21 protein-coding genes and 1 tRNA gene are annotated in these 20263 nt (G+C 70.0%); 15 read left to right on the top strand and 7 right to left on the bottom strand.

Going from position 1 to position 20263, the window contains the following annotated elements; genetic code table 11:
* Positions 1-103: 103 nt before the first annotated feature.
* Positions 104-910, top strand: a complete 807-nt coding sequence (gene xth / locus H2041_RS15410) for an exodeoxyribonuclease III (protein ID WP_293414141.1) — start codon at positions 104-106, stop codon at positions 908-910.
* Here the strand turns inward: xth and H2041_RS15405 are convergent.
* Together H2041_RS15405 and H2041_RS15400 are read right to left on the bottom strand one after the other, a co-directional pair.
* Entirely contained in the window at positions 907-1335 is a 429-nt protein-coding gene (locus H2041_RS15405; RefSeq protein ID WP_293414139.1) for a VOC family protein, read from the bottom strand. The genes xth and H2041_RS15405 overlap by 4 nt on opposite strands.
* 47 nt (positions 1336-1382) lie before the next feature.
* Entirely contained in the window at positions 1383-2069 is a 687-nt protein-coding gene (locus tag H2041_RS15400) for a response regulator transcription factor (protein WP_293414137.1), read from the bottom strand.
* A 55-nt stretch (positions 2070-2124) separates the two neighbouring features.
* On the opposite strand from H2041_RS15400, the gene H2041_RS15395 reads away from it, so the two are divergent.
* Complete coding sequence (locus H2041_RS15395) at positions 2125-2628, top strand: L,D-transpeptidase family protein (protein ID WP_293414135.1); 504 nt, start codon at positions 2125-2127, stop codon at positions 2626-2628.
* Positions 2629-2639: 11 nt separating this feature from the next.
* Here the strand turns inward: H2041_RS15395 and H2041_RS15390 are convergent, their stop codons facing one another.
* Positions 2640-2891: a zinc-finger domain-containing protein gene (locus H2041_RS15390; RefSeq protein ID WP_293414183.1), complete on the bottom strand. Its 252-nt coding sequence runs from the start codon at positions 2889-2891 to the stop codon at positions 2640-2642.
* A gap of 177 nt (positions 2892-3068) precedes the next feature.
* Here H2041_RS15390 and H2041_RS15385 point away from each other — a divergent pair, with 177 nt between their 5' ends.
* The 5 genes from H2041_RS15385 to H2041_RS15365 all read left to right on the top strand — a co-directional run bounded on the left by H2041_RS15385 (position 3069) and on the right by H2041_RS15365 (position 8707).
* Positions 3069-4025, top strand: coding sequence for an ABC transporter ATP-binding protein (locus tag H2041_RS15385; protein ID WP_293414133.1), 957 nt, complete (start codon positions 3069-3071; stop codon positions 4023-4025).
* A gap of 233 nt (positions 4026-4258) precedes the next feature.
* Positions 4259-4335 (top strand) — tRNA-Arg (locus H2041_RS15380).
* 29 nt (positions 4336-4364) lie between these two features.
* On the top strand, positions 4365-4757 hold the full coding sequence (locus H2041_RS15375) for a putative quinol monooxygenase (protein WP_293414131.1): 393 nt from the start codon (positions 4365-4367) through the stop codon (positions 4755-4757).
* A gap of 179 nt (positions 4758-4936) precedes the next feature.
* Positions 4937-5761: an outer membrane beta-barrel protein gene (locus H2041_RS15370; RefSeq protein ID WP_293414129.1), complete on the top strand. Its 825-nt coding sequence runs from the start codon at positions 4937-4939 to the stop codon at positions 5759-5761.
* Positions 5762-5893: 132 nt separating this feature from the next.
* The gene (locus H2041_RS15365; RefSeq protein ID WP_293414127.1) at positions 5894-8707 is read left to right on the top strand and encodes a TonB-dependent receptor; all 2814 of its coding nucleotides are present in this window, start codon (positions 5894-5896) and stop codon (positions 8705-8707) included.
* 163 nt (positions 8708-8870) lie between these two features.
* Here the strand turns inward: H2041_RS15365 and H2041_RS15360 are convergent, their stop codons facing one another.
* Positions 8871-10856 carry a transglycosylase domain-containing protein gene (locus tag H2041_RS15360; protein WP_293414125.1) on the bottom strand — a complete coding sequence of 662 codons (1986 nt, stop codon included), beginning with the start codon at positions 10854-10856 and terminating at the stop codon, positions 8871-8873.
* 336 nt (positions 10857-11192) lie between these two features.
* Between H2041_RS15360 and H2041_RS15355 the strand changes: the two genes are divergently transcribed.
* From H2041_RS15355 to H2041_RS15320, 8 genes are all read left to right on the top strand, one after another.
* Positions 11193-11531 (top strand): hypothetical protein, encoded by a 339-nt coding sequence (locus H2041_RS15355; protein WP_293414123.1) that lies wholly within the window; start codon positions 11193-11195, stop codon positions 11529-11531.
* A 101-nt stretch (positions 11532-11632) separates the two neighbouring features.
* Positions 11633-11935, top strand: coding sequence for a hotdog domain-containing protein (locus tag H2041_RS15350; RefSeq protein ID WP_293414121.1), 303 nt, complete (start codon positions 11633-11635; stop codon positions 11933-11935).
* A gap of 190 nt (positions 11936-12125) precedes the next feature.
* Positions 12126-12680 carry a F0F1 ATP synthase subunit delta gene (locus H2041_RS15345; RefSeq protein WP_293414120.1) on the top strand — a complete coding sequence of 185 codons (555 nt, stop codon included), beginning with the start codon at positions 12126-12128 and terminating at the stop codon, positions 12678-12680.
* Positions 12681-12685: 5 nt separating this feature from the next.
* The gene (gene atpA / locus H2041_RS15340; protein ID WP_293414119.1) at positions 12686-14218 is read left to right on the top strand and encodes a F0F1 ATP synthase subunit alpha; all 1533 of its coding nucleotides are present in this window, start codon (positions 12686-12688) and stop codon (positions 14216-14218) included.
* Positions 14219-14241: 23 nt separating this feature from the next.
* Complete coding sequence (locus H2041_RS15335; RefSeq protein ID WP_293414118.1) at positions 14242-15114, top strand: F0F1 ATP synthase subunit gamma; 873 nt, start codon at positions 14242-14244, stop codon at positions 15112-15114.
* An 18-nt stretch (positions 15115-15132) separates the two neighbouring features.
* On the top strand, positions 15133-16749 hold the full coding sequence (gene atpD, locus H2041_RS15330) for a F0F1 ATP synthase subunit beta (RefSeq protein WP_293414116.1): 1617 nt from the start codon (positions 15133-15135) through the stop codon (positions 16747-16749).
* A gap of 6 nt (positions 16750-16755) precedes the next feature.
* Positions 16756-17022 (top strand): ATP synthase F1 subunit epsilon, encoded by a 267-nt coding sequence (locus tag H2041_RS15325; protein WP_293414114.1) that lies wholly within the window; start codon positions 16756-16758, stop codon positions 17020-17022.
* 125 nt (positions 17023-17147) lie between these two features.
* Entirely contained in the window at positions 17148-17813 is a 666-nt protein-coding gene (locus H2041_RS15320; protein ID WP_293414112.1) for a hypothetical protein, read from the top strand.
* A 22-nt stretch (positions 17814-17835) separates the two neighbouring features.
* Here the strand turns inward: H2041_RS15320 and H2041_RS15315 are convergent, their stop codons facing one another.
* The 3 genes from H2041_RS15315 to H2041_RS15305 are packed head-to-tail and all read right to left on the bottom strand — an operon-like array spanning position 17836 to position 20236.
* Positions 17836-18594: an alpha/beta hydrolase gene (locus H2041_RS15315; RefSeq protein WP_293414110.1), complete on the bottom strand. Its 759-nt coding sequence runs from the start codon at positions 18592-18594 to the stop codon at positions 17836-17838.
* Positions 18594-19091: an RNA pyrophosphohydrolase gene (locus H2041_RS15310; RefSeq protein WP_293414109.1), complete on the bottom strand. Its 498-nt coding sequence runs from the start codon at positions 19089-19091 to the stop codon at positions 18594-18596. The genes H2041_RS15315 and H2041_RS15310 overlap by 1 nt, the downstream gene beginning before the upstream one ends.
* On the bottom strand, positions 19088-20236 hold the full coding sequence (locus H2041_RS15305) for a divergent polysaccharide deacetylase family protein (protein ID WP_293414181.1): 1149 nt from the start codon (positions 20234-20236) through the stop codon (positions 19088-19090). The genes H2041_RS15310 and H2041_RS15305 overlap by 4 nt, the downstream gene beginning before the upstream one ends.
* Positions 20237-20263 lie beyond the last annotated feature (27 nt).

The raw sequence follows: 20263 nt of genomic DNA, 5'->3' as shown, positions 1-20263 counted from the left end.
TATCCCCTCCCGGCGGCGGCATGAGAGACGACTGCCTTGACGCCCGGGGTTCTCCAGTCCCCGGGCGTTTTCTTATGCCCCGGACCGCCTTAAAGGCTCGGCCATGCGCCTCCGTCTCGCCACCTGGAACATCAACTCCGTCCGCCTGCGCGTCGAGCAGGTCGCCCGCTTCGTCGACGAGCAGGCGCCCGACGTCCTCTGCCTGCAGGAGATCAAGTGCCGCGAGGGCGAATTCCCGCGCGAGGCCTTCGAGCAGATGGGCCTGCCGCACCTGAAGATCGCCGGCCAGAAGGGCTGGCACGGGGTCGCCATCGCTTCGCGCCTTCCCATCGAGGACGTCGCGGTGCTGAACGCCTGCAGGGAAGGCCACGCCCGCTGCGTCTCCGCCCGCGTCGCCGGCGTCGAGATCCAGAACTTCTACGTGCCGGCCGGCGGCGACGTCCCTGACCGGGCCCTCAATCCGAAGTTCGACCACAAGCTCGACTTCTTCGAGACCCTGACCGCCGAACTCGCCCGCCGCGACCCCAAGGATCCGCTGATCGTCACCGGCGACCTGAACGTGGCGCCGGGCGAGTTCGACGTCTGGAGCCACCGGCAGATGTCGCGCATCGTCAGCCATACGCCCGTCGAGGTGGCGGCCATGGAGGCGCTCAAGGCCTCCCTCGGCTTCATCGACCTGCCGCGGGCTGCGGTCCCGGAGCCTGAGAAGCTGTTCTCCTGGTGGAGCTATCGGGCGGCCGATTTCCGCAAGTCCAACCGCGGCCTGCGCCTGGACCACATCCTGGTCACGCCGGGCCTGCGCGAGGCGGCCTTCCGCGCCGGCGCGGCCGCTTCCCGCGTGCACGACGATGTCCGCGAATGGGAACGCCCCAGCGACCACGCGCCGGTCAGCGCGGATTTCGCCCTCTAGAAGGTGATCTTCACGCTCGCCGCCGAGCGCGCGGCCTCGCCGTGATAGACGGCCTCGATGTTGTTGCCGTCGGGATCGAGGACGAAGGCGGCGTAATAGCCAGGGTGGTAGGGCCGCTCGCCCGGGGCGCCGTTGTCGGTCCCGCCGGCGGCGATCGCGGCGGCGTGGAAGGCCCGAACCATCGCCGGGTCGGCGGCCTGGAAGGCCAGGTGGTGGCGGCCGGTCAGCTTGCCGAGCGCCGCTTCGCTGTCGGCGCTGGAGACGAAGAGTTCGTCGATCCAGAAATAGGTCTCGTCCTCGCCGCCGATGGGCACGCCGAGCGCGTCGGCCACCGCGCCATAGAAGCGGCGGCTGGCGGCGAGATCGGCGACGACCAGTTGCAGGTGGTCGATCAGACGCCCGCGATGCAGTTCCTGGGCTTCCATGCCTGCGCTCTCCTCAGCCGCCTGGCCGGCGGGTGCGGTTCCGGACCCTATGGCGCCAGCCGGTAGCCGCCGGCCTCCGTCAGCAGCAGGCGGGCGTTGCCCGGATCGGGCTCGATCTTCTGCCGCAGCCGGTAGACGTGGGTTTCCAGCGTGTGGGTGGTGACGCCGGCGTTGTAGCCCCAGACCTCGGCCAGAAGCTCCTCGCGCGACACCGGCTTCTCGCCGGCCCGGTAGAGGTACTTCAGGATGTTGGTCTCTTTCTCCGTCAGCCGGATCTTTTTCTGGTTGGCGTCCACCAGCACCTTGGCCGACGGGCGGAACTCGTAGCCGCCCAGGTGGAAGACCGCGCCCTCCGACTGTTCGTGGCTGCGCAGCTGGGCGCGGATGCGGGCCAGCAGCACGGCGAACTTGTAGGGCTTGGTGACGTAGTCGTTGGCCCCGGCTTCCAGGCCCTGGACCGTATCCTCGTCGGAGGCCGCCGCCGTCAGCATGATGATCGGCGCCTGCACGCCCTTGTCGCGGACCTGCCGGCAGACCTCGCGCCCGTTCATGTCAGGCAGGTCGACATCGAGCAGGATCAGGTCGGGCCGGGCCTCCTGGGCCGCGCGCACGCCCTCCGCGCCGGTGGCCGCCTCGACGGCGGCGAATTCCTCATGCAATTGGAGTTGTTCGGCGACCGCGCCGCGCAGGTCGGCGTCGTCGTCGATGATGAGCAAGGTCTTCTTTTGCGCCATGAATCAAACATGCACCGCGTCGGAGCCCCCGGAAAAGCAAATTAGGAGGCCAGGCTTGATCTTCAACGCCGATTCGACGGGCCGCTTTTCCGCCGGGACGCAGGAAATGCGCTGCGCCATCGGCCGTTCCGGCATGGTCGCGGCGGCGGACAAGCGCGAGGGCGACGGGGCCTCGCCGATCGGAACCTGGCCGATCCGCCATGTGCTCTATCGCCCCGACAAGGGCCAGGCGCCGCGAACCGCCCTGCCGGTCCGCCCGATCGCGCCCGACGACGGCTGGTGCGACGCGCCGGACGACCCGGCCTACAATCGCCCGGTGAAGCGGCCCTATGGCGCGAGCCACGAGGCGCTCTGGCGGGAGGATGATCTCTACGATCTCGTCGTCGTGCTCGGCCACAACGACGATCCGCCGGTCCCGGGGCTCGGCTCGGCCATCTTCCTGCACCTGGCGCGGCCGGACTACGAGCCGACCGAAGGCTGCATCGCCCTCTCGCGCCCGGATCTGGAAGCGGTGCTGGCGATGGCGAGGCCGGGCGACGCGCTGGAGATCGCCGCCTGACCGGGACGCCTTCAGTGCCCGTGCGGGCCCTCATAGACGCCGGGCGCCAGGCGCTCGTTCTCCGGGCCTTCGCCCGCCTCGGCGGCGAGCACGAAGCGGCGGTCGCAATAGGGGCATTCGACGAAGCTCGCCTCGCCCATCTCCAGCCAGACGCGCGGATGGCCGAGCGCCCCGCCGACGCCGTCGCAGGCGACGCGGCCGGTGCGGACATGGACCACCTCCGGCGCCGGCGCAGCCGGGGCGAGCGCCGGCTTGGCCGGCATGGGCTCGGGCTGGACTTGCGCGCTTGCGCCGCGGTTCTCGACGAGACGGGCCATAGGGGTGAATTCTCCGGCCAAAAGCTTGGCGCGACGGGCGCCTGCGCCTAGGTATGCGAGCCGGCCTCGGCGCGTCAACGCCGCCGCCGCGCGAACATCCGCCACACCCAGGGGAGCTGCCAGATGGATCTGCCGGAATTCGCCATCGAGGCCCGCGGCGTGGTCAAGACCTATCCCGCCACCAAGACCTCGCCCGAGATGAAGGCCCTGCGCGGCGTCGACCTGGCCGTGCCCCGCGGCTCCATCTTCGGCCTGCTGGGCCCCAACGGCGCGGGCAAGTCCACCTTCATCAACATCCTGGCCGGCCTGACGAAGAAGAGCTCGGGCACGGTGAAGATCTGGGGCCGCGACATCGACGAGCGCCCGCGCGACGCCCGCGCGGCCATCGGCGTGGTCCCCCAGGAGATCGCCGCCGACCCCTTCTTCACGCCCCGGGAATCGCTGGAGGTCCAGGCCGGCATGTACGCCGTGCCGCGCAAGGAGCGCCGCACCGACGAGCTGCTCCGCGCCCTCGGCCTCGCCGACAAGGCCGGCGCCTATGTCCGCCAGCTGTCGGGCGGCATGAAGCGGCGCCTGATGGTGGCCAAGGCCATGGTCCACAATCCGCCGGTGCTGATCCTCGACGAGCCCACCGCCGGCGTCGACGTGGAGCTGCGCCGCCAGCTCTGGAACTATGTGGTCGAGCTGAACCGCAAGGGCGTCACCATCGTGCTCACCACCCACTATCTGGAAGAGGCCCAGGAGCTCTGCGACCAGATCGCCATCGTCAACCGCGGCCAGGTGGTGGCCTGCGAATCCACCGCCTCGCTGCTGGGCCGGCTCGACACCCGCAACGTCCTCGTCACGCCCGAGGAGCCGGTCACCGCCGCGCCGGACCTGCCGGGCTTCGAGACGCGCCTGCGCTCGGCCGGCGCCTTCCAGGTCTCCTACCGCACGGGCGAGGCGAGCGTGGAGCAGGTGCTGGCCGCCGTCCGCGCCGCGGGCCTGCACATCAAGGACATCGCCACCGAGGACCCGGACCTGGAGGACGTCTTCGTCGAACTGACCTCCGACCGCGCCCCCGAGCCGGAACTGGCCTGAGGGCGGCAAACCCCCTCAGTCGCTTCGCGACAGCTCCCCCTGGAAGGGGGAGCATTTTTGCACCGCGCTTGTGAAACCCGCTGAGCAGATCCTCCCCCTTCTTCAGGGGGAGGTGGCCCGGAGGGCCGGAGGGGGCCGGCGCGCCAGCGCCGGTCATACCTCGCCGCCCCCAGCTTCCCGTTTGCGGAAAGCGCCCCTTTCGGCTAGAGAACGCCTCCGCCTCGCAGGCGAATGCACCCGTAGCTCAGCTGGATAGAGCGTTGCCCTCCGAAGGCAAAGGTCACACGTTCGAATCGTGTCGGGTGCGCCAGCGGCTCTTGGCCGGGCGGGCGGCTTCCCATGAACATTCCAGGGCCTGACCGACGCGCGGTCGTGGCGGGCGGCCTGGCCGCCGGCTTCGGCGCGCCGGTCCTGGCCGGACCTGCAGAGGCGGGCGCCATGTACGGACTGATCGGCAAGATGACGGCCAAACCCGGGGAACGGGCGGCGCTGGCGGCCATCCTGCTGGACGGTGTCTCCGGCATGCCCGGCTGCCTCAGCTACGTCGTCGCCGAGGACCCGGCCGATGCGGACGTCCTCTGGATCACCGAGGCCTGGGAGAGCCAGGACGCCCACCGCGCCTCTCTGTCCCTGCCCTCGGTCCAGGCCGCCATCGCCCAGGGCCGCCCCCTGATCGCCGGCATGGACACGATCGCCGAGACCAGGCCCCTGGGCGGCCACGGCCTGGGCTGATCCTTCTCCCTGAGGCGATCCCGCTCCCGTCGTCCACCTCCGCGGGAAAACTGTCTCCCGCGCGCCACACTTCGTCCGAACACGAAGCGTCACAGGAGACGGCTTCGCATCGTTCCGCCGACTCCTCGCGTTGCTCCGCCTGGCCTGTGGGGGCCATCGAGTATCTGAGGAGTACGCGTATGAAGACCATGCTTTGCACCGCCGCGGCGATCGGCGCCCTGTCCGTCGGCGCCCCGGCCCTGGCCCAGAGCGCGGGCGACTGGAGCGGCGCCTATGTGGGCGGCGTGGCCGGCTATGGCTGGCAGGCGGAGAACGACGACGAGACGATCGCCTTCGACACCGACCTCGACGGGACCTATGGCGACACGGTGCGCACCGGCTCCGGCGCCGACGCCTTCTCCCCGGGCTTCTGCGACGGCGGGACCTACAGCCCGACGCCCGGCCCCGGCTGCGACGAGGAGGAGGGCGGCTTCGAGTTCGGCGCCCGGGCCGGCTATGACTGGCAGTTCGGCAATGTGGTGGCCGGCGTCGTCGGCGAGGCCACGCGCGTCGACGTGCAGGACAATGTGACCGCCTTCTCCACCACGCCGGCGGCCTACACCCTGACCCGCGAGCTGAAGGGCCTGCTCGCCGCCCGCGCCCGCGTGGGTTACGCGATGGGCGACACCCTGCCCTACGTCACCGGCGGCTACGCCTATGGCGACGTCGACCACGGCTTCCACACCACCAACACCGCCAACACCTTCACGATGAGCGAGGAGGACGACGGCGCCCACGGCTGGCAGGCCGGGGCGGGCGTGGAGCGCAAGGTCACCGACGATCTGAGCCTGGGCCTGGAATACCTCTATACCCGGCTGGACGACGAGGGCCCCACGGTCCGCGCCGCCGGCGGCCCGGCGGGCGGCCCGTTCACCGCCGTCAGCGCCTCGGGGACGGACCTTCAACGCACCCAGGACGAGTTCAACGTCCACTCGGTGCGGATGAGCGCCACCTACCGGTTCTAGGTCGGGGCGGCGGCGGCGGCCTGTGGCGCCGCCGCCGCGTCACCCAAACGTCACGGCATTTTGCCGTCATTGTCACGCTTCTAGGTCAGAGGCCCCTCCAACAGGCGCAAAGCGCCAGAAGAGGGGTAGATCATGCGCGACAAGTTCAAGCGTCGTCTGTGGATGGCGGGCATTTCGGCCCTGGCCCTGGCGGCCGCCGGCCAGGCGTCGGCGGCGGTGCTGAGCGGCCAGGTGAGCGATGCGTCCGGGGTCCGCACCCTGGAGAGCGCGCTGGTCACCATCGTGGAGCTGAACCGCTCGGCCGAGACCGACTCCAGCGGCGCCTTCCGCTTCGTGGACGTGCCGGCGGGGACCTACACCCTGCGCACCACCTATTCCGGCGGCGCGGTTACGACGACGACCGTCACGGTCGCCGAGCCGGCGGCCAGCGTCGACATCGCCGTGGCTCCGCCGGAGGGCACGGTGGCCGAGCTGCTGGTGGTGGGCCAGCGCGGCAACCTCAACTCCTCGCTGTCGCGTCAGCGCCAGGCGGCGGGCGTCGAAAGCGTCCTGACCCGCGACGCCGTCGGCCAGTTCCCCGACCAGAACGTGGCCGAGGCCGTGCGCCGGGCGCCGGGCGTCAACGTCCTGAACGATCAGGGCGAGGGCCGCTTCATCGCCGTGCGCGGCCTTGATCCCAACCTGAACGCCGCCTCCATCAACGGCGCGCGGGTGCCGGCGCCGGAGAGCGACGTGCGCTCCGTCGCGCTCGACGTCATCCCGTCCGAGCTGGTCGAATCCATCGAGATCAAGAAGACGCTGACGCCGGACATGGACGCCGACACCATCGGCGCGTCGATCGAGATCAACACCACCAGCGCGCTGGACCGGCTGAAGCCCTTCTTCGCCGTGGCGGCGGAAGGCTCCTACAACGACGCCACCGGCGACTGGTCGCCCAAGGTGTCGGCCGACTTCTCGCGCACCTTCGGCGATCGGCTCGGCGTGGCCGGCGGCCTGTCCTACTACAAGCGCAGCTTCGCCACCGACAACATCGAGGCTGACGACTGGGACGAGACCGGCGGCGTCGTCTCGGCCAAGACGCTGGAGTTCCGCGACTACGACGTCACCCGCAAGCGCCTGGGCGGCTCGCTCTCGTTCGACTACCGGCTGACCGACACCACTGACCTCTACGCCCGCGTCCTGGCCAGCCAGTTCGACGATCACGAATACCGCAAGCGGCTGATCCTTGAGATGGACGGCGACCCGCGCAGCGGCACGGCGACGACAGCGGTGTTCAACTCGGCCGACGACCGCATCACCGTCATCCGCGACCTGAAGGACCGTTTCGAGAGCCAGACGATCCACTCCTACGTGGTCGGCGGCAAGACCGAGACCGGTCCGTGGACCTTCGACTATTCCGCCGCCTATTCGAAGGCGCGCGAGAAGGAGGCCGGCTCGCTCGATCCGACCCGCTTCCGCCAGCGCTTCAACGGCGCGGGCCTGGAGGTCGCCTTCGACTATTCCGACATGGAAAAGCCGACCTATGACGTGATCTCGGGCGAGGCCCGCTTCCTCGATCCGTCGCGCTACGGCTTCTACCGGCTCGAGCACACGCAGCTCAGCCTGTCGGAGGACGAAGAGGCGGTCGTGAAGTTCGACGTCGCCCGGTCCTTCGTGCTCGACTCCGGCGAGCTGGAGCTGCAGGCCGGCGCCAAGGCCCGCCGCCGGTCGAAGACCTACGACCTGCAGCTCGACTATTATGACGGCTATTCGGGCAGCTATACCCTCGCCGACGTGCTGGGCCGCCAGGACTATGGCCTGGCTCCCATCGATCCCGTGCCGGCGCCCGGCGCCACCGCCGGCCACTTCTACGGCAACGCGGCGAACTACGAGCTGAGCGATCTGGACACGGCCTTCGAGTCCGCCATCGCCGACTACAGCGTCGATGAGGACATCAATGCGGGCTATGTGCTCGCCCGCTACCGGTCGGGACCGCTGCGCATGGTCGGGGGCGTCCGCGTCGAGCAGACGCAGAACGACATCCGTGGCAATCTGGTGGAGCTGGTCGAGGCCGGCGCGACCCGCAACGGCGTCGTCCTGGCCGACGACACCGTCTTCGTCACGCCGCAGAGCTTCAGCCGCGACTACACCGACTGGCTGCCCTCGGCGACCATCCGCTACGAAGCCGCGCCGAACCTGATCCTGCGCGGCGGCGCCTTCCGCTCGGTGGTGCGCCCGGGCATCGGCAAGATCGCGCCGCGCTTCATCATCGAGGAGAGCGACGCCGGCGAGCGCGAAGGCGAGTTCGGCAACCCCGACCTGCAGCCGTTCGAGGCCTGGAATTTCGACGTCTCCGCCGAATGGTACTTCGCGCCCGAGGCGGTGCTCTCGGGCGGGGTCTTCTACAAGAAGATCGACAACTTCATCGTCGACGCGGAGTTCGAGGACGGCGTCTTCAACGGCGTGCCCTATGACGAGGCCGTGATCCCGATTAACGGCGAGGAAGCCACCGTCAAGGGCTTCGAGTTCAACTACCAGCAGGTCCTGGCCTTCCTGCCGCAACCGCTCGACGGCTTCCTGGTCGGCTTCAACTACACCTACACCGACTCCGAGGGCGACGTGCTGGGCCGCAAGATCCCGCTGCCGGCCTCGGCGGAGAACACCTTCAACGCCACCCTCGGCTACGAGAAGGGGCCGGTCAGCCTGCGCCTGGCGGCCAGCTATCGCGACATGTACCTGGACGAGCTCGGCGGCGACGACGAGACCGACCGCTATGTCGAGGACCACATCCAGTACGACCTGTCGGCCAAGTACAAGGTGACCTCGAACTTCCAGATCGTGGCCGAGCTGGTGAACCTCGGCGACGAGCCCTACGTGGCCTATCAGAACGGCCCGAACGGCAAGCGCCTGCTGCAGTACGAAGAGTATTCCTGGACCGGCAAGATCGGCGTCCGCGCCACCTTCTGATCCTGCGTCCGCGTGTGAGGAGAGCGCCGGTCGGGGCGAGGCGCCCCGGCCGGCCTTTTCGTTTCTGTCCGCAGTCGCGCGATGCGCCCGCAGGTCCGGGTGCGCCCTCCGCCCGCACGCGTCATGCTCGCCCCGTGGGGCGAGCATCCCTGTCGCAGGCGTCCTAGAAGGGGATCGGTTCGGGGTCCGCCGGCGCGGGCGCGGGGGAGGGCGCCGGATCGTCGCCGCCGATCATGGAGCCGACGCCGTCCAGCAGGTCGCCGATCGGATCGGCCTGCGGCGCCTCCGGCGGGGCCTCGACCGTGCCCCCGGGAATGGGCTGGGCGTTGAGCCGCGGCAGGGCCGAGCTCATGAAGTCCTTCCAGATCCGCGCCGGGACCCCGCCGCCGGACACGCGCCGCATGGGGGTGTTGTCGTCCTGGCCCACCCAGACGGCGGCCACGAAGCCGCCCGTATAGCCGACGAACCAGGCGTCGCGGTAGTCGTTGGTGGTGCCCGTCTTGCCGGCCAGGTCGTAGTCGGGGACGCGGGCGGCCGTGCCGGTGCCGCTGGACACCACCTGGCGCAGCATCTGGTTCATGTACTGCAGGGCCGGGGAGCCGATCACCGACTGGCGCTGCGGCTTGTCCACATTGTGGTCGTAGAGCACGCGGCCGTCGGAGGTGCGGATGCGCTCGATGCCGTAGCCGGTCGCCTTGAAGCCGCCATTGGCGAAGGGCGCGTAGGCCTGGGCCATCTGCAGGGGGCTGACCTCGACGGCGCCGAGCGCCATGGACGGATCGAGCTGGATCTTGGAGGTGATGCCCAGGCGCCGCGCGGTGGCCGCGACATTGCCCGTGCCCACCTCGTTGGCCAGCTGGGCGGCCACGGTGTTGATCGACAGCGCCAGGGCCTGCTGCAGGCTCATCTCGCCGCGATAATCGTTGGTGTAGTTTCTGGGCTCCCAGTCGCCGATCTTGATGGGGGCGTCGACGACGCGGACATTGGGCGTCCGGCCCTGCTCCATGGCCGTCAGATAGACGAAGGGCTTGAAGGCCGAGCCGGCCTGGCGCCGCGCCATGGTGGCGCGGTCGAACTGGGTCTCGGCGTAGTCGGTGCCGCCGACATAGGCGCGCACCCGGCCCTCGCCGTCGAGGGCGACCAGCGCGCCCTGACCGACCCCCTGGTCGGCGCCGGCGGCCACCCCGCGGCGAAGCGCGTTCTCGGCCGCCGTCTGGATCGGCAGGTCCAGCGTGGTCTCCACCACCAGGTCGTCCATGGGCTCGCCCACCAGGGAGCGCACCTGGTCGTCCACCCAGTCGACGAAGTACTGGGCCCGCTGGTTGGCCAGGGTCGGGTTCACGCGGACGGGGTTGTTGAAGGCCTCGGTCCGCTGTTCGGGCGTGATCGCGCCCAGGCGGACCATCTCGTCCAGCACGATGGTGGCGCGGCGCGCCGCCCGATCGGTGGCCGAGACGGGGCTGTAGCGCGAGGGGCCCTTCATCATGCCGGCCAGCAGGGCCGACTCCCCGATCGTCAGCTCGGACGCGGGCTTGTTGAAATAGCGCTGCGAGGCGGCCTCGATGCCGTAGGCGCCGGCGCCGAAATAGACCCGGTTCAGATAGAGCTCGAGGATCTCCTTCTTGGAGAACTTCAGCTCCAGCCAGACGGCGAGGATGAGTTCCTGGGCCTTGCGGCGATAGGTCTGGTCGGCGGTCAGGAAGAGGTTGCGCGCCAGCTGCTGGGTGATGGTCGAGCCGCCGCGCAGGGGCCCGCCGTCATTGGTCATGTTGTAGATCTGGGAGCGGATGATGCCCCAGGGATTGAAGCCGAAGTGCCAGTAGAACCAGCGGTCCTCGATGGCGATGAAGGCCTTGGGCACGTAGTCGGGCAGCTCGTCCAGGTCGGCCGGCGGCGCATATTGCGAGCCGCGCACGGCGATCAGCGCCCCGGACCGGTCGAGATAGGAGATCGAGGGCTGCCGCTCCACGTCGTAGAGCTTGGAGGTGTCGGGCAGGTCGACGGCGAACACGGCGAAGAAGGCGGCCACGAAGATGAGGCCCCAGACCGAAAGCACGGCGCCCCAGTAGAGCGCCGCCTGCAGCGGGGTGCGCTTGGGTTTGCCGCCGCGGCCGGGCCTGTTGGGTCCCGGCGATTGGGAGTTGGCCATTCGTCGTCCTAAGTCGTCTCGTCCTGCGCCCGCGCGGGCGCGTTCGCGCGTCCTTAGCGCAAGGCGAACAAGACGCGCGACATGATTGATGGGGGATGAACGCGGCGATTCCACGACGCCGCGGCGCCGCCGATCGTCGCGGCCGGAGCGCGCTTGCCTCCCGGCGCCTCTGCAAACTTGCATGGCGGCCCTGCGCAATTCGCGGTTGCCGCCGATCTTAACACCGTTATCTTAGCGATGCTTAGTTCAGGCGCCGCGGCGGTGGGGATATCGCCGGCCTGAGATCCTGAGCCGGCGCCCCTGCGCCGACCTCCCCAACGCTGGAGTGCTGAAATGATGTTCCGTACCACTGTGGCCGCTGCGGCCGCCTTCGTCTCGCTCGCCCTCGCCGGCCAGGCCGCCGCCGCCCAGCCCGTCGTCACCGTCAAGCTCGAAACCCCGGTCGCCGAACGGGTCCAGCTGGTGGCCGGCGGCGCGGTCTTCGTCTGCCAGGACGGCGAATGCATCGCCAACGCGCCGACCTCGCGCACCTTCGCGGCCTCGACCTGCAAGGACGTGGCGAAGAAGTTCGGCGCCGTCACCGCCTTCGAGCGCGGCGCCAAGACCTTCGATTCCGAACAGCTGGGCGCCTGCAACGCCGCGGCCCTGCCCAAGACGCAGGTCGCCAACCGCTAGGACGGGCCTCCCAGCCGCCTATTGTCGAGCCTGCCAACTTCGGGCGCCGGTCGGACCGGCGCCCTTTTCTTTTTCGCCCACATCCTTAAAGGAGCGCGGCCATGACGAGCTCCTCCTCCCCCATCTCCGGTCCCGCCCGGGTGCCGGACCAGCCGGCCGCCTGCGCCGTGCTCCTCGAAACCGCGCTCGCGCGCGCAAGCGGCGAGGACGTGGCGGCCGTCTCGCTCACCCTGGACTACGGCGCGCCTGTCGCGGCCGGGGACGAGGTGACGGTGGAGGCCTGGATCGACCGGGCCACGCGGACCCTCGTCTTCGCCCACGGGCGGGTGGTGAAGGCCGACGGCGCCCTGGCGGCCAGCGGCTCGGCCGTGTTCCGCCGGGCGGTTGCGGCGACGCCGGCCTAGGCGAATTGGCGGTCTTCCTGGGCGCTGGTTCGGTTGCGGCGCCCAAAATCGCGTGCTATCAGGCGCGCGGCTTAGGGCCGGGGGGCGCACAGCCCAGTTCGGCGACGTGCTTTCCCAAGCGCATTCAAGCCTTTAGCTGGGGCGAGTATCTCCTCGCCGCGGCTTTTGACACGCACCGGGCGGACACAGAGTGGCGGACGATTCCAAGGCATCGAATGTGGGCGGCAGATATGCTCAGGCCCTGTTCGATCTCGCGAAAGACGAGAACAAGATCGCTCAGGTCGAGGCCGACCTGAAGTCGCTGAAGGCCATGCTGGCCGACAGCCGCGACCTGCGCATGCTGCTGGCCTCCCCGGCCTTTGGCGCGAGCGACAAGGGCAAGGGGCTGGCCGCCGTGGCCGACCGGGCCGGACTTGATCCGCTCACGCGCAAATTCCTGGGGCTGATCTCGGCCAATGGCCGGGCCTCGGTCCTGCCGGCGGTGATCACCGCCTTCGCCGCCCTGGCGGCCGAGCATCGCGGCGTCGTCGCCGCCCAGGTGACCACCGCCCTGCCGCTCACCGCGGCTCAGTCCAAGGGCGTCGCTGCGGCCCTGCGCCAGGCGCTCGGCAAGGACCCTGAAATCGAGACCCACGTCGATCCGTCGATTCTCGGCGGCATCAAGGTTCGGGTCGGCTCCCGTCTGTTCGACGCTTCGCTGGGTACGAAGCTCGACTCGCTGAAATTCGCCCTCAAGAGAGCGTAAAAGACATGGATATCCGCGCCGCCGAGATTTCGGCCATTCTCAAGTCGCAGATCGCCAATTTCGGCGAAGAAGCCGACGTCTCCGACGTCGGCCAGGTTCTGTCCGTCGGTGACGGCATCGCCCGCGTCTTCGGGCTCGACAACGTCCAGGCGGGCGAAATGGTCGAGTTCCCCAAGGCCGGCGTGAAGGGCATGGCCCTGAACCTCGAGCGCGACAATGTCGGCGTCGTGATCTTCGGCGACGACCGCGCCATCGGCGAGGGCGACGAGGTCCGCCGCCTTGGCGAGATCGTGGACGTGCCGGTCGGCAAGGGCCTGCTGGGCCGCGTTGTCAACCCGCTGGGCGAGCCGATCGACGGCAAGGGCCCGATCGCGGCGACCGAACGCCGCCGCGCCGACGTCAAGGCCCCGGGCATCATTCCGCGGAAGTCGGTGCACGAGCCGGTGCAGACCGGCCTGAAGGCTATCGACGCCCTGATCCCCGTCGGCCGCGGCCAGCGCGAGCTGATCATCGGCGACCGTCAGACCGGCAAGACCGCCGTGGCCGTCGACACCATCCTGAACCAGAAGGCCGTCAACGCCACGGGCGACGAGAGCCAGAAGCTCTACTGCATCTATGTGGCCATCGGTCAGAAGCGCTCGACCGTCGCCCAGATCGTCAAGACGCTCGAGGAGCGCGGCGCGCTGGACTACACCATCGTCGTCGCCGCCACGGCGTCGGAGCCCGCCCCGCTGCAGTTCCTGGCGCCCTTCGCCGGCTGCGCCATGGGCGAGTGGTTCCGCGACAACGGCATGCACGCCGTCATCATCTATGACGACCTGTCCAAGCAGGCCGTGGCCTATCGCCAGATGTCCCTGCTGCTGCGCCGCCCGCCGGGCCGCGAAGCCTATCCGGGCGACGTCTTCTATCTGCACTCCCGTCTGCTGGAGCGCGCGGCGAAGCTCAACGAGGACAACGGCTCCGGTTCGCTGACGGCGCTGCCGATCATCGAAACCCAGGCCAACGACGTGTCGGCCTACATCCCGACCAACGTGATCTCGATCACCGACGGCCAGATCTTCCTCGAGACCGACCTCTTCTTCCAGGGCATCCGCCCGGCGGTGAACGTCGGCATCAGCGTCAGCCGCGTGGGCTCCTCGGCCCAGATCAAGGCGATGAAGACGGCCTCCGGTCCGATCAAGGGCGAGCTCGCCCAGTACCGGGAAATGGCCGCCTTCGCGAAGTTCGGCTCCGACCTCGACGCCACGACCCAGCGCATGCTGGCCCGCGGCGAGCGCCTGACCGAGCTGCTGAAGCAACCCCAGTACGCGCCGCTGCAGGTGGAAGAGCAGGTGGCGGTGATCTATGCCGGCACCCGCGGCTATATCGACGGCATCGCGGTGGCCGATGTGGGCCGCTTCGAGTCCGAACTGCTGAGCTACCTGCACGGCAAGCATCAGGGCCTGCTCGACGCCATCCGCACCAAGAAGGCGCTGGACGGCGATGTCGAGGCCGAGCTGAAGAGCGCGCTGGACGCCTTCACCAAGACCTTCGCCTAAGGCCGAGCCGGGAACCCGAAGGGATGGCCAGCCTCAAGGAAATGCGCAATCGGATCGGAAGCGTGAAAGCCACGCAGAAGATCACGAAAGCGATGCAGATGGTCGCGGCGGCCAAGCTCCGCCGCGCCCAGGACGCCGCCCAGAGCGCGCGGCCCTATGCCGAGCGGATGGCCTCGGTCATCGCCAACCTGGCCCGGGGCGTGTCGGGCGAGGGCGCGCCGCGCCTGCTGGCGGGGACCGGCCGTGACGACCGCCACCTGCTGGTGGTCGCCACCTCCGACCGCGGCCTGGCCGGCGGCTTCAACTCCTCCATCGTGCGCGCCGCGCGCGAGCGGATCGCCAGCCTCACGGCGGCGGGCAAGGACGTGAAGCTGATCGTCGTCGGCCGCAAGGCGCGCGACCAGCTGCGCCGCCTGCACAGCGGCAAGATCATCGAGACCTTCGAGGCCGGGACCAACCCGTCCATGGATGTCGCCCAGGCGGTCGCCGACAAGGTGACCGAGCTGTTCGACGCCGGCGAGGTCGACGTGGTGACCCTGGTCTACAGCCGCTTCAAGTCGGTGGTCAGCCAGGTGCCGAGCGTGCGTCAGCTGATCCCGGCCGAGGTTTCGGACGAGGCGGCCCCCGTCGACCTGAAGGGCGCGGTCTACGAGTACGAGCCGTCGGAAGAGGGCATTCTCGAGACCCTGCTGCCGCGCAACCTGACCGTCCAGCTCTTCTCGGCCATGCTCGAGAACCAGGCCGGCTTCTACGCCGCCCAGATGAGCGCGATGGACAACGCGACCCGCAACGCCGGCGACATGATCGCCAGCCTCACCCTGCAGTACAACCGCACCCGCCAGGCGCAGATCACCAAGGAGCTGATCGAGATCATCTCCGGCGCCGAGGCGCTCTAGAGCAAGAGACAGAAACCCATGGCTACGACCCCGAAGGCTCCCGCCAAGAAGCCGGCCGCGCGGACCGCCGCGGCCAAGGCCCCGGCCGCTGCGGCGGCTGACGCCGCGGCTCCGGCCAAGACCACAGCGCGCAAGCCGGCGGCCCGCAAGTCCACGGCCGCCCCGGCCGCCGGCGCGGCCTCCGCCCAGGTGTCCGGCGGCGTGGCCAAGGGCCGCATCGCCCAGATCATCGGCGCCGTCGTCGACGTGGAGTTCGACGGCCACCTGCCCGCCATCCTGAACGCGCTCGAGACGACCAACACCGACCAGCGGACGGGCGCCCCTTTCCGCCTGGTGCTGGAAGTCGCCCAGCACCTGGGTGAGAACACCGTGCGCGCCATCGCCATGGACACCACCGAGGGCCTGACCCGCGGTCAGGAAGTGGTCGACACCGGCGCCGGCATCACCGTTCCGGTGGGCCCGGCCACGCTCGGCCGCATCATGAACGTCATCGGCGAGCCGATCGACGAGGCCGGCCCGATCGCGGCGGAGACGACCAGCGTCATCCACCGCGAAGCCCCGAGCTTCTCCGAGCAGTCGACCCAGGCCGAAGTGCTCGTCACCGGCATCAAGGTCATCGACCTGCTCTGCCCCTACACCAAGGGCGGCAAGATCGGTCTGTTCGGCGGCGCCGGCGTGGGCAAGACCGTGACCATGCAGGAGCTCATCAACAACATCGCCAAGGCCTACGGCGGCTACTCCGTGCTGGCCGGCGTGGGTGAGCGGACCCGCGAGGGCAACGACCTCTACCACGAGATGATCGAGTCCGGCGTGAACCAGCCCGGCGGCGGCGGCGACAGCCGTTGCGCCCTGGTCTACGGCCAGATGAACGAGCCCCCCGGCGCCCGCGCCCGGGTCGCCCTGACCGGCCTCGCCCAGGCGGAGTATTTCCGCGACGTCGAGGGCAAGGACGTCCTGCTCTTCATCGACAACATCTTCCGCTTCACCCAGGCCGGCTCGGAAGTGTCGGCTCTGCTGGGCCGCATCCCCTCGGCCGTGGGCTATCAGCCGACGCTGGCCACGGAGATGGGCAACCTGCAGGAGCGCATCACCTCGACCACCAAGGGCTCGATCACCTCGGTCCAGGCCATCTACGTGCCCGCCGACGACCTGACCGACCCGGCCCCGGCCACCTCCTTCGCCCACCTGGACGCCACGACCGTGCTGTCGCGCGACATCGCCGCCCAGGCCATCTTCCCGGCCGTGGACCCGCTGGACTCCACCAGCCGGATCATGGACCCGCTGGTGATCGGCGAGGAGCACTACGCCGTCGCCCGTCGCGTCCAGGAGATCCTGCAGCAGTACAAGGCGCTGAAGGACATCATCGCCATCCTGGGCATGGACGAGCTGTCGGAAGAGGACAAGCTGATCGTCGCCCGCGCCCGGAAGATCCAGCGCTTCCTGTCGCAGCCCTTCCACGTGGCCGAGCAGTTCACCAACACGCCCGGCATCTTCGTGAGCCTGGAAGACACCATCCGGTCCTTCAAGGCGCTGTGCGACGGCGAGTACGACCACCTGCCCGAGCCGGCCTTCTACAATGTCGGCACCATCGAAGACGCCGTGGCCAAGGCCGAGCGTCTGGCCGCGGAAGCCTAAGCGATCATGGCCGAGAAGCTGAACTTCTCCCTCGTCTCGCCGGAGCGGGAGCTCTTCTCCGGTGCGGTGGACCAGGTGGACGCGCCGGGCTCCGAAGGCGACTTCGGCGTCCTGGCGGGCCACGCGCCTTTCATGGCGACGCTCCGCGAGGGGCGCGTCGTGGTGCGTAACGAGGGCCGCGAAACCGTCTACGAGGTGAAGGGCGGCTTCGCCGACGTCACCGCCTCGGGCCTGACCATCCTGGCCGAACAGGCCGTGGCGGTCTCCGCCTGAGGCTCCGGGACCGGCAAATCGGCCGGCGGAACCTCAAACGGCCGTGACAGGCCTTGCGACGGCGGCTTCGCTTTAGTGTGATGCCGCCGTTTTTCTTTTGAGCTTCGAGTCAGGGGAACTCCGCCATGCGCAACGTCATCGCCAGCCTTATCCTGCTCACCGGCCTCGCCGGTCCGGCCCTCGCCCAGGACGGCGCGGGCATGGCGCCGGAACCCGGGACTTCGCCCGCGCCCGCCGCGGCCGGCGAGACGGCGGCTCCGCCCGCCGCGGCCCCGGCCGCCCCGGCCCCGGCTCCGGTGGAACAGCCGACCCTGCCGACCACCGGCAACGGGGCGGCGGTCCTCTCGGTCCTCACCCGCGCCTGCATTCCCATGGTTCAGGAGGGCAAGACCGTGGAGGAGGTCGGCAAGGATCTGGGGATGAAGCGCAACCGGCGCTCCGGCGCCTATGAGGTCAGCCTCGGCGGCCGCGACTACAGCATCACCGTCCTGCCCAAGGGCGCCAACGACAATGTCTGCAACATGCAGATCAACTATCCCGTCGGCGAGGAAGAGCCGATCGTCGAGGCCCTGAACATCTGGGCCTTCCTGCACGAGCCGGAACTGGTCCTGCAGCGCAACGACTATGCGGTGGGCCCCGACAACATCAAGCGGGTGACCATGGCCTGGGAGCACTACACCGACTCCGAGTCCACCGGCATGGTCTTCGTGCAGCTCAAGAAGCCCGACGACTCGCCGCTGGAGCGCGGCTACGATCAGGCGACCCTGCTCTACAGCGAACGCACCTTCTAGGGCTCGTTCCGCCCCGGAGCGGTCAGGCGGCCTGGCTGGTCTCCAGCCAGGCCAGGCTCTGGCCCGCCACGTCCTCCCAGCCGGGCTCTCCCGGCAGCCAGTGGCTCATGCCGGGCAGGATCCGGTGCTCGGCCCCGATGCGCTCGGCGGTCAGCCGCGCTGTGGCCGGCGGATGCACCACGTCCTTCTCGCCCACCAGCAGGAGGGCCGGGGCGGCCGGCGGGCCCGCGCCCAGGCTGGTGGTCATCATCGGATCGAGCCACCAGTTCAGCGTCTCCCAGAGGGCGCGGCCGCTCTCGGCGCTGAGCTGCTCCAGGATCGGCCGCCGCGCGCCCGGCGGAACCCGGTCGAGGCTGTAGCGCAGCATGATGCCGCGGTCGGGGGTCACCGCCTGGGCCCAGAAGGGCCCCAGCAGGTGCAGGCCGAAGGCGGTGACGCCCTCCTCGACGCTCCAGCCGGCCACCCCCCAGGGCGGCGAGGGCGCCAGCAGGACGAGCCCGGCCACCGGCGTGCGGCGCGCCGCCAGCATCGCCACCAGCCCGCCCATGGAGTGGCCGACCAGGACGGGCGGCTCGTCCTGGCCGGCGGCCAGGTCGGCGATGTCGTGGGCGTAGTCGAGCATGGAGAGGCCGACCACCGCCTGCAGCCCCTCTCCGGCGCCATGCCCGCGCAGATCGGGGGTCAGCACCTTGCGGCCGGCCGCCTCGAAGGGGCGGCGGAAGGCGTCGAACGTCCAGCCGCCGCAGAAGGCGCCGTGGATCATGATGACGGGGGCGGCCATCAGCCGGCGGCGAAGACGGAGAAGGCCCGCACCACCTGGGCGTAGACCTCTCGCTTGAAGGGCGCGACCACGTCCGGCGCCTCGGACAGATAGGCCCAGCGCCAGGCGTCGAACTCCACCGGCGGATGGGCCTGAAGGTCGATCTCGGACTCCGCGCCGTCGAACCGCGCGGCGAACCAGACCTGCCGCTGCCCCTTCCACGCCTTGCCGACCCCGTGGCCGGAATGCTCGGGCGGGAAGTCGTAGGTCAGCCAGCCGTCGGTGCGGCCCAGGACGGTGACCGAGCGGACGCCGGTCTCCTCCACCAGTTCGCGCAGGGCGGCCGCCTGCAGGTCCTCGCCCGCATCGACGCCTCCTTGCGGGAACTGCCAGTTGAACGGTCCCGGCGCCCCGACGCGCCGGCCGAGCCAGACCTTGCCGTCCGGATGAAAGAGGACGACGCCGACATTGGGCCGATAGGGCGCCAGGTGGGGCGGAAGCGCGACGCCGGAGGTCATCGGCGGGTCAGGGCCGAGGCCGGCGCCAGCTGGTAGCCGCGCTGCTCGACCTCGCGCGCCCAGTCGGCGACCTGGGCGATGGTCAGGGGATAGGCGAAGCCGGAGCCCAGGGCCTGGCCGCGCTCCAGGGCCTGGGCCTCCAGGGCCAGAAGCTGTTCGTCGATCGCCTCGCCCGACAGCTGATCGTCGATGATGCGGCTCGCCGAAGCGCGGGGAATCCCCATGCCGCGCCCCGCCGCCTGGCCGTCGTCGACGAAGGCGAGGCCGCGGGCCTTCAGCGCCGTGGTGAAGGCGGCCATGGCCGGGTCGGCGTTCAGGAAGCGGGAGCCGAGATAGTTGGTGAGGCCGAAATAGCCGGTGGCCCGCGACAGCAGCCATTCCAGCCGCTTGGTCGTTTCGGCCGGTCCGGAGCTGGCCAGCAGAGTGTAGGGGCCGGGATCGTTGTCGGGATAGTCCACGGGCTCCATCGGCGTCTCGAGCAGCACCTCGTGGCCGTGCTCGCGGGCCAGGTCGATCCAGCCCTGCAGGCCCTCCGCATAGGGCACGAAGGACAGGGTGACCTCGCCCGGCAGCCGCTCGATGGCGTCGCGCGTCGCCCGGGCGTTCAGACCCAGGCCGCCGACGACGATGGCCACCTTGGGCTTGCCGTTCGACCGGAAGGGCCGGGCATAGGCCTCGGCAGGCGTGCGGCCGTCGGGAGCGATCACGGGCAGCGGACCGTTCGGGCCGGGGGCGGAAAGGCCGGCGATCGGCGCCGGCGGCAGGGGGACCCGGCTGCGGCCCGGGCCGCCGGGCAGGGTGATCACCGCCTCGCCGGCCAGCTCGCCCTCGACCGGCGCCTCCGACAGCTCGAACACCTCCTCCGTCACGCCGGGGCCGGCCCCGTCCATGGTCAGGGCCTCGCGCCAGCCGGGCGGAGCCGCGGCCACCACGGCTTTCGCCAGGGGCAGGCGGACGACCGGCGCCCCGGCCTGCGGATCGCCGATGATCATGACCAGGACGGCGAGGGTGGCGAGGAAGAGGAAGGCCGCGCCGCTGGCGCCCACATAGGGATTGGCCACCGCCGCGCGCAGCTGGGCCACGGCGGCGGGTCGGGACCGCTCCGGCGTCGCCGGTGCGGACGCTGCGGACTTCTTGGAGAACATGGCCACGGTCGCTGAACCTCTGGCCGA

Origin of the sequence: Phenylobacterium sp. (assembly GCF_013911965.1) — a bacterium.
Lineage (GTDB): Bacteria > Pseudomonadota > Alphaproteobacteria > Caulobacterales > Caulobacteraceae > Phenylobacterium.
Note: the sequence above shows the minus strand (reverse complement) of the source record. Positions and strands in the feature narration are given on the sequence as shown.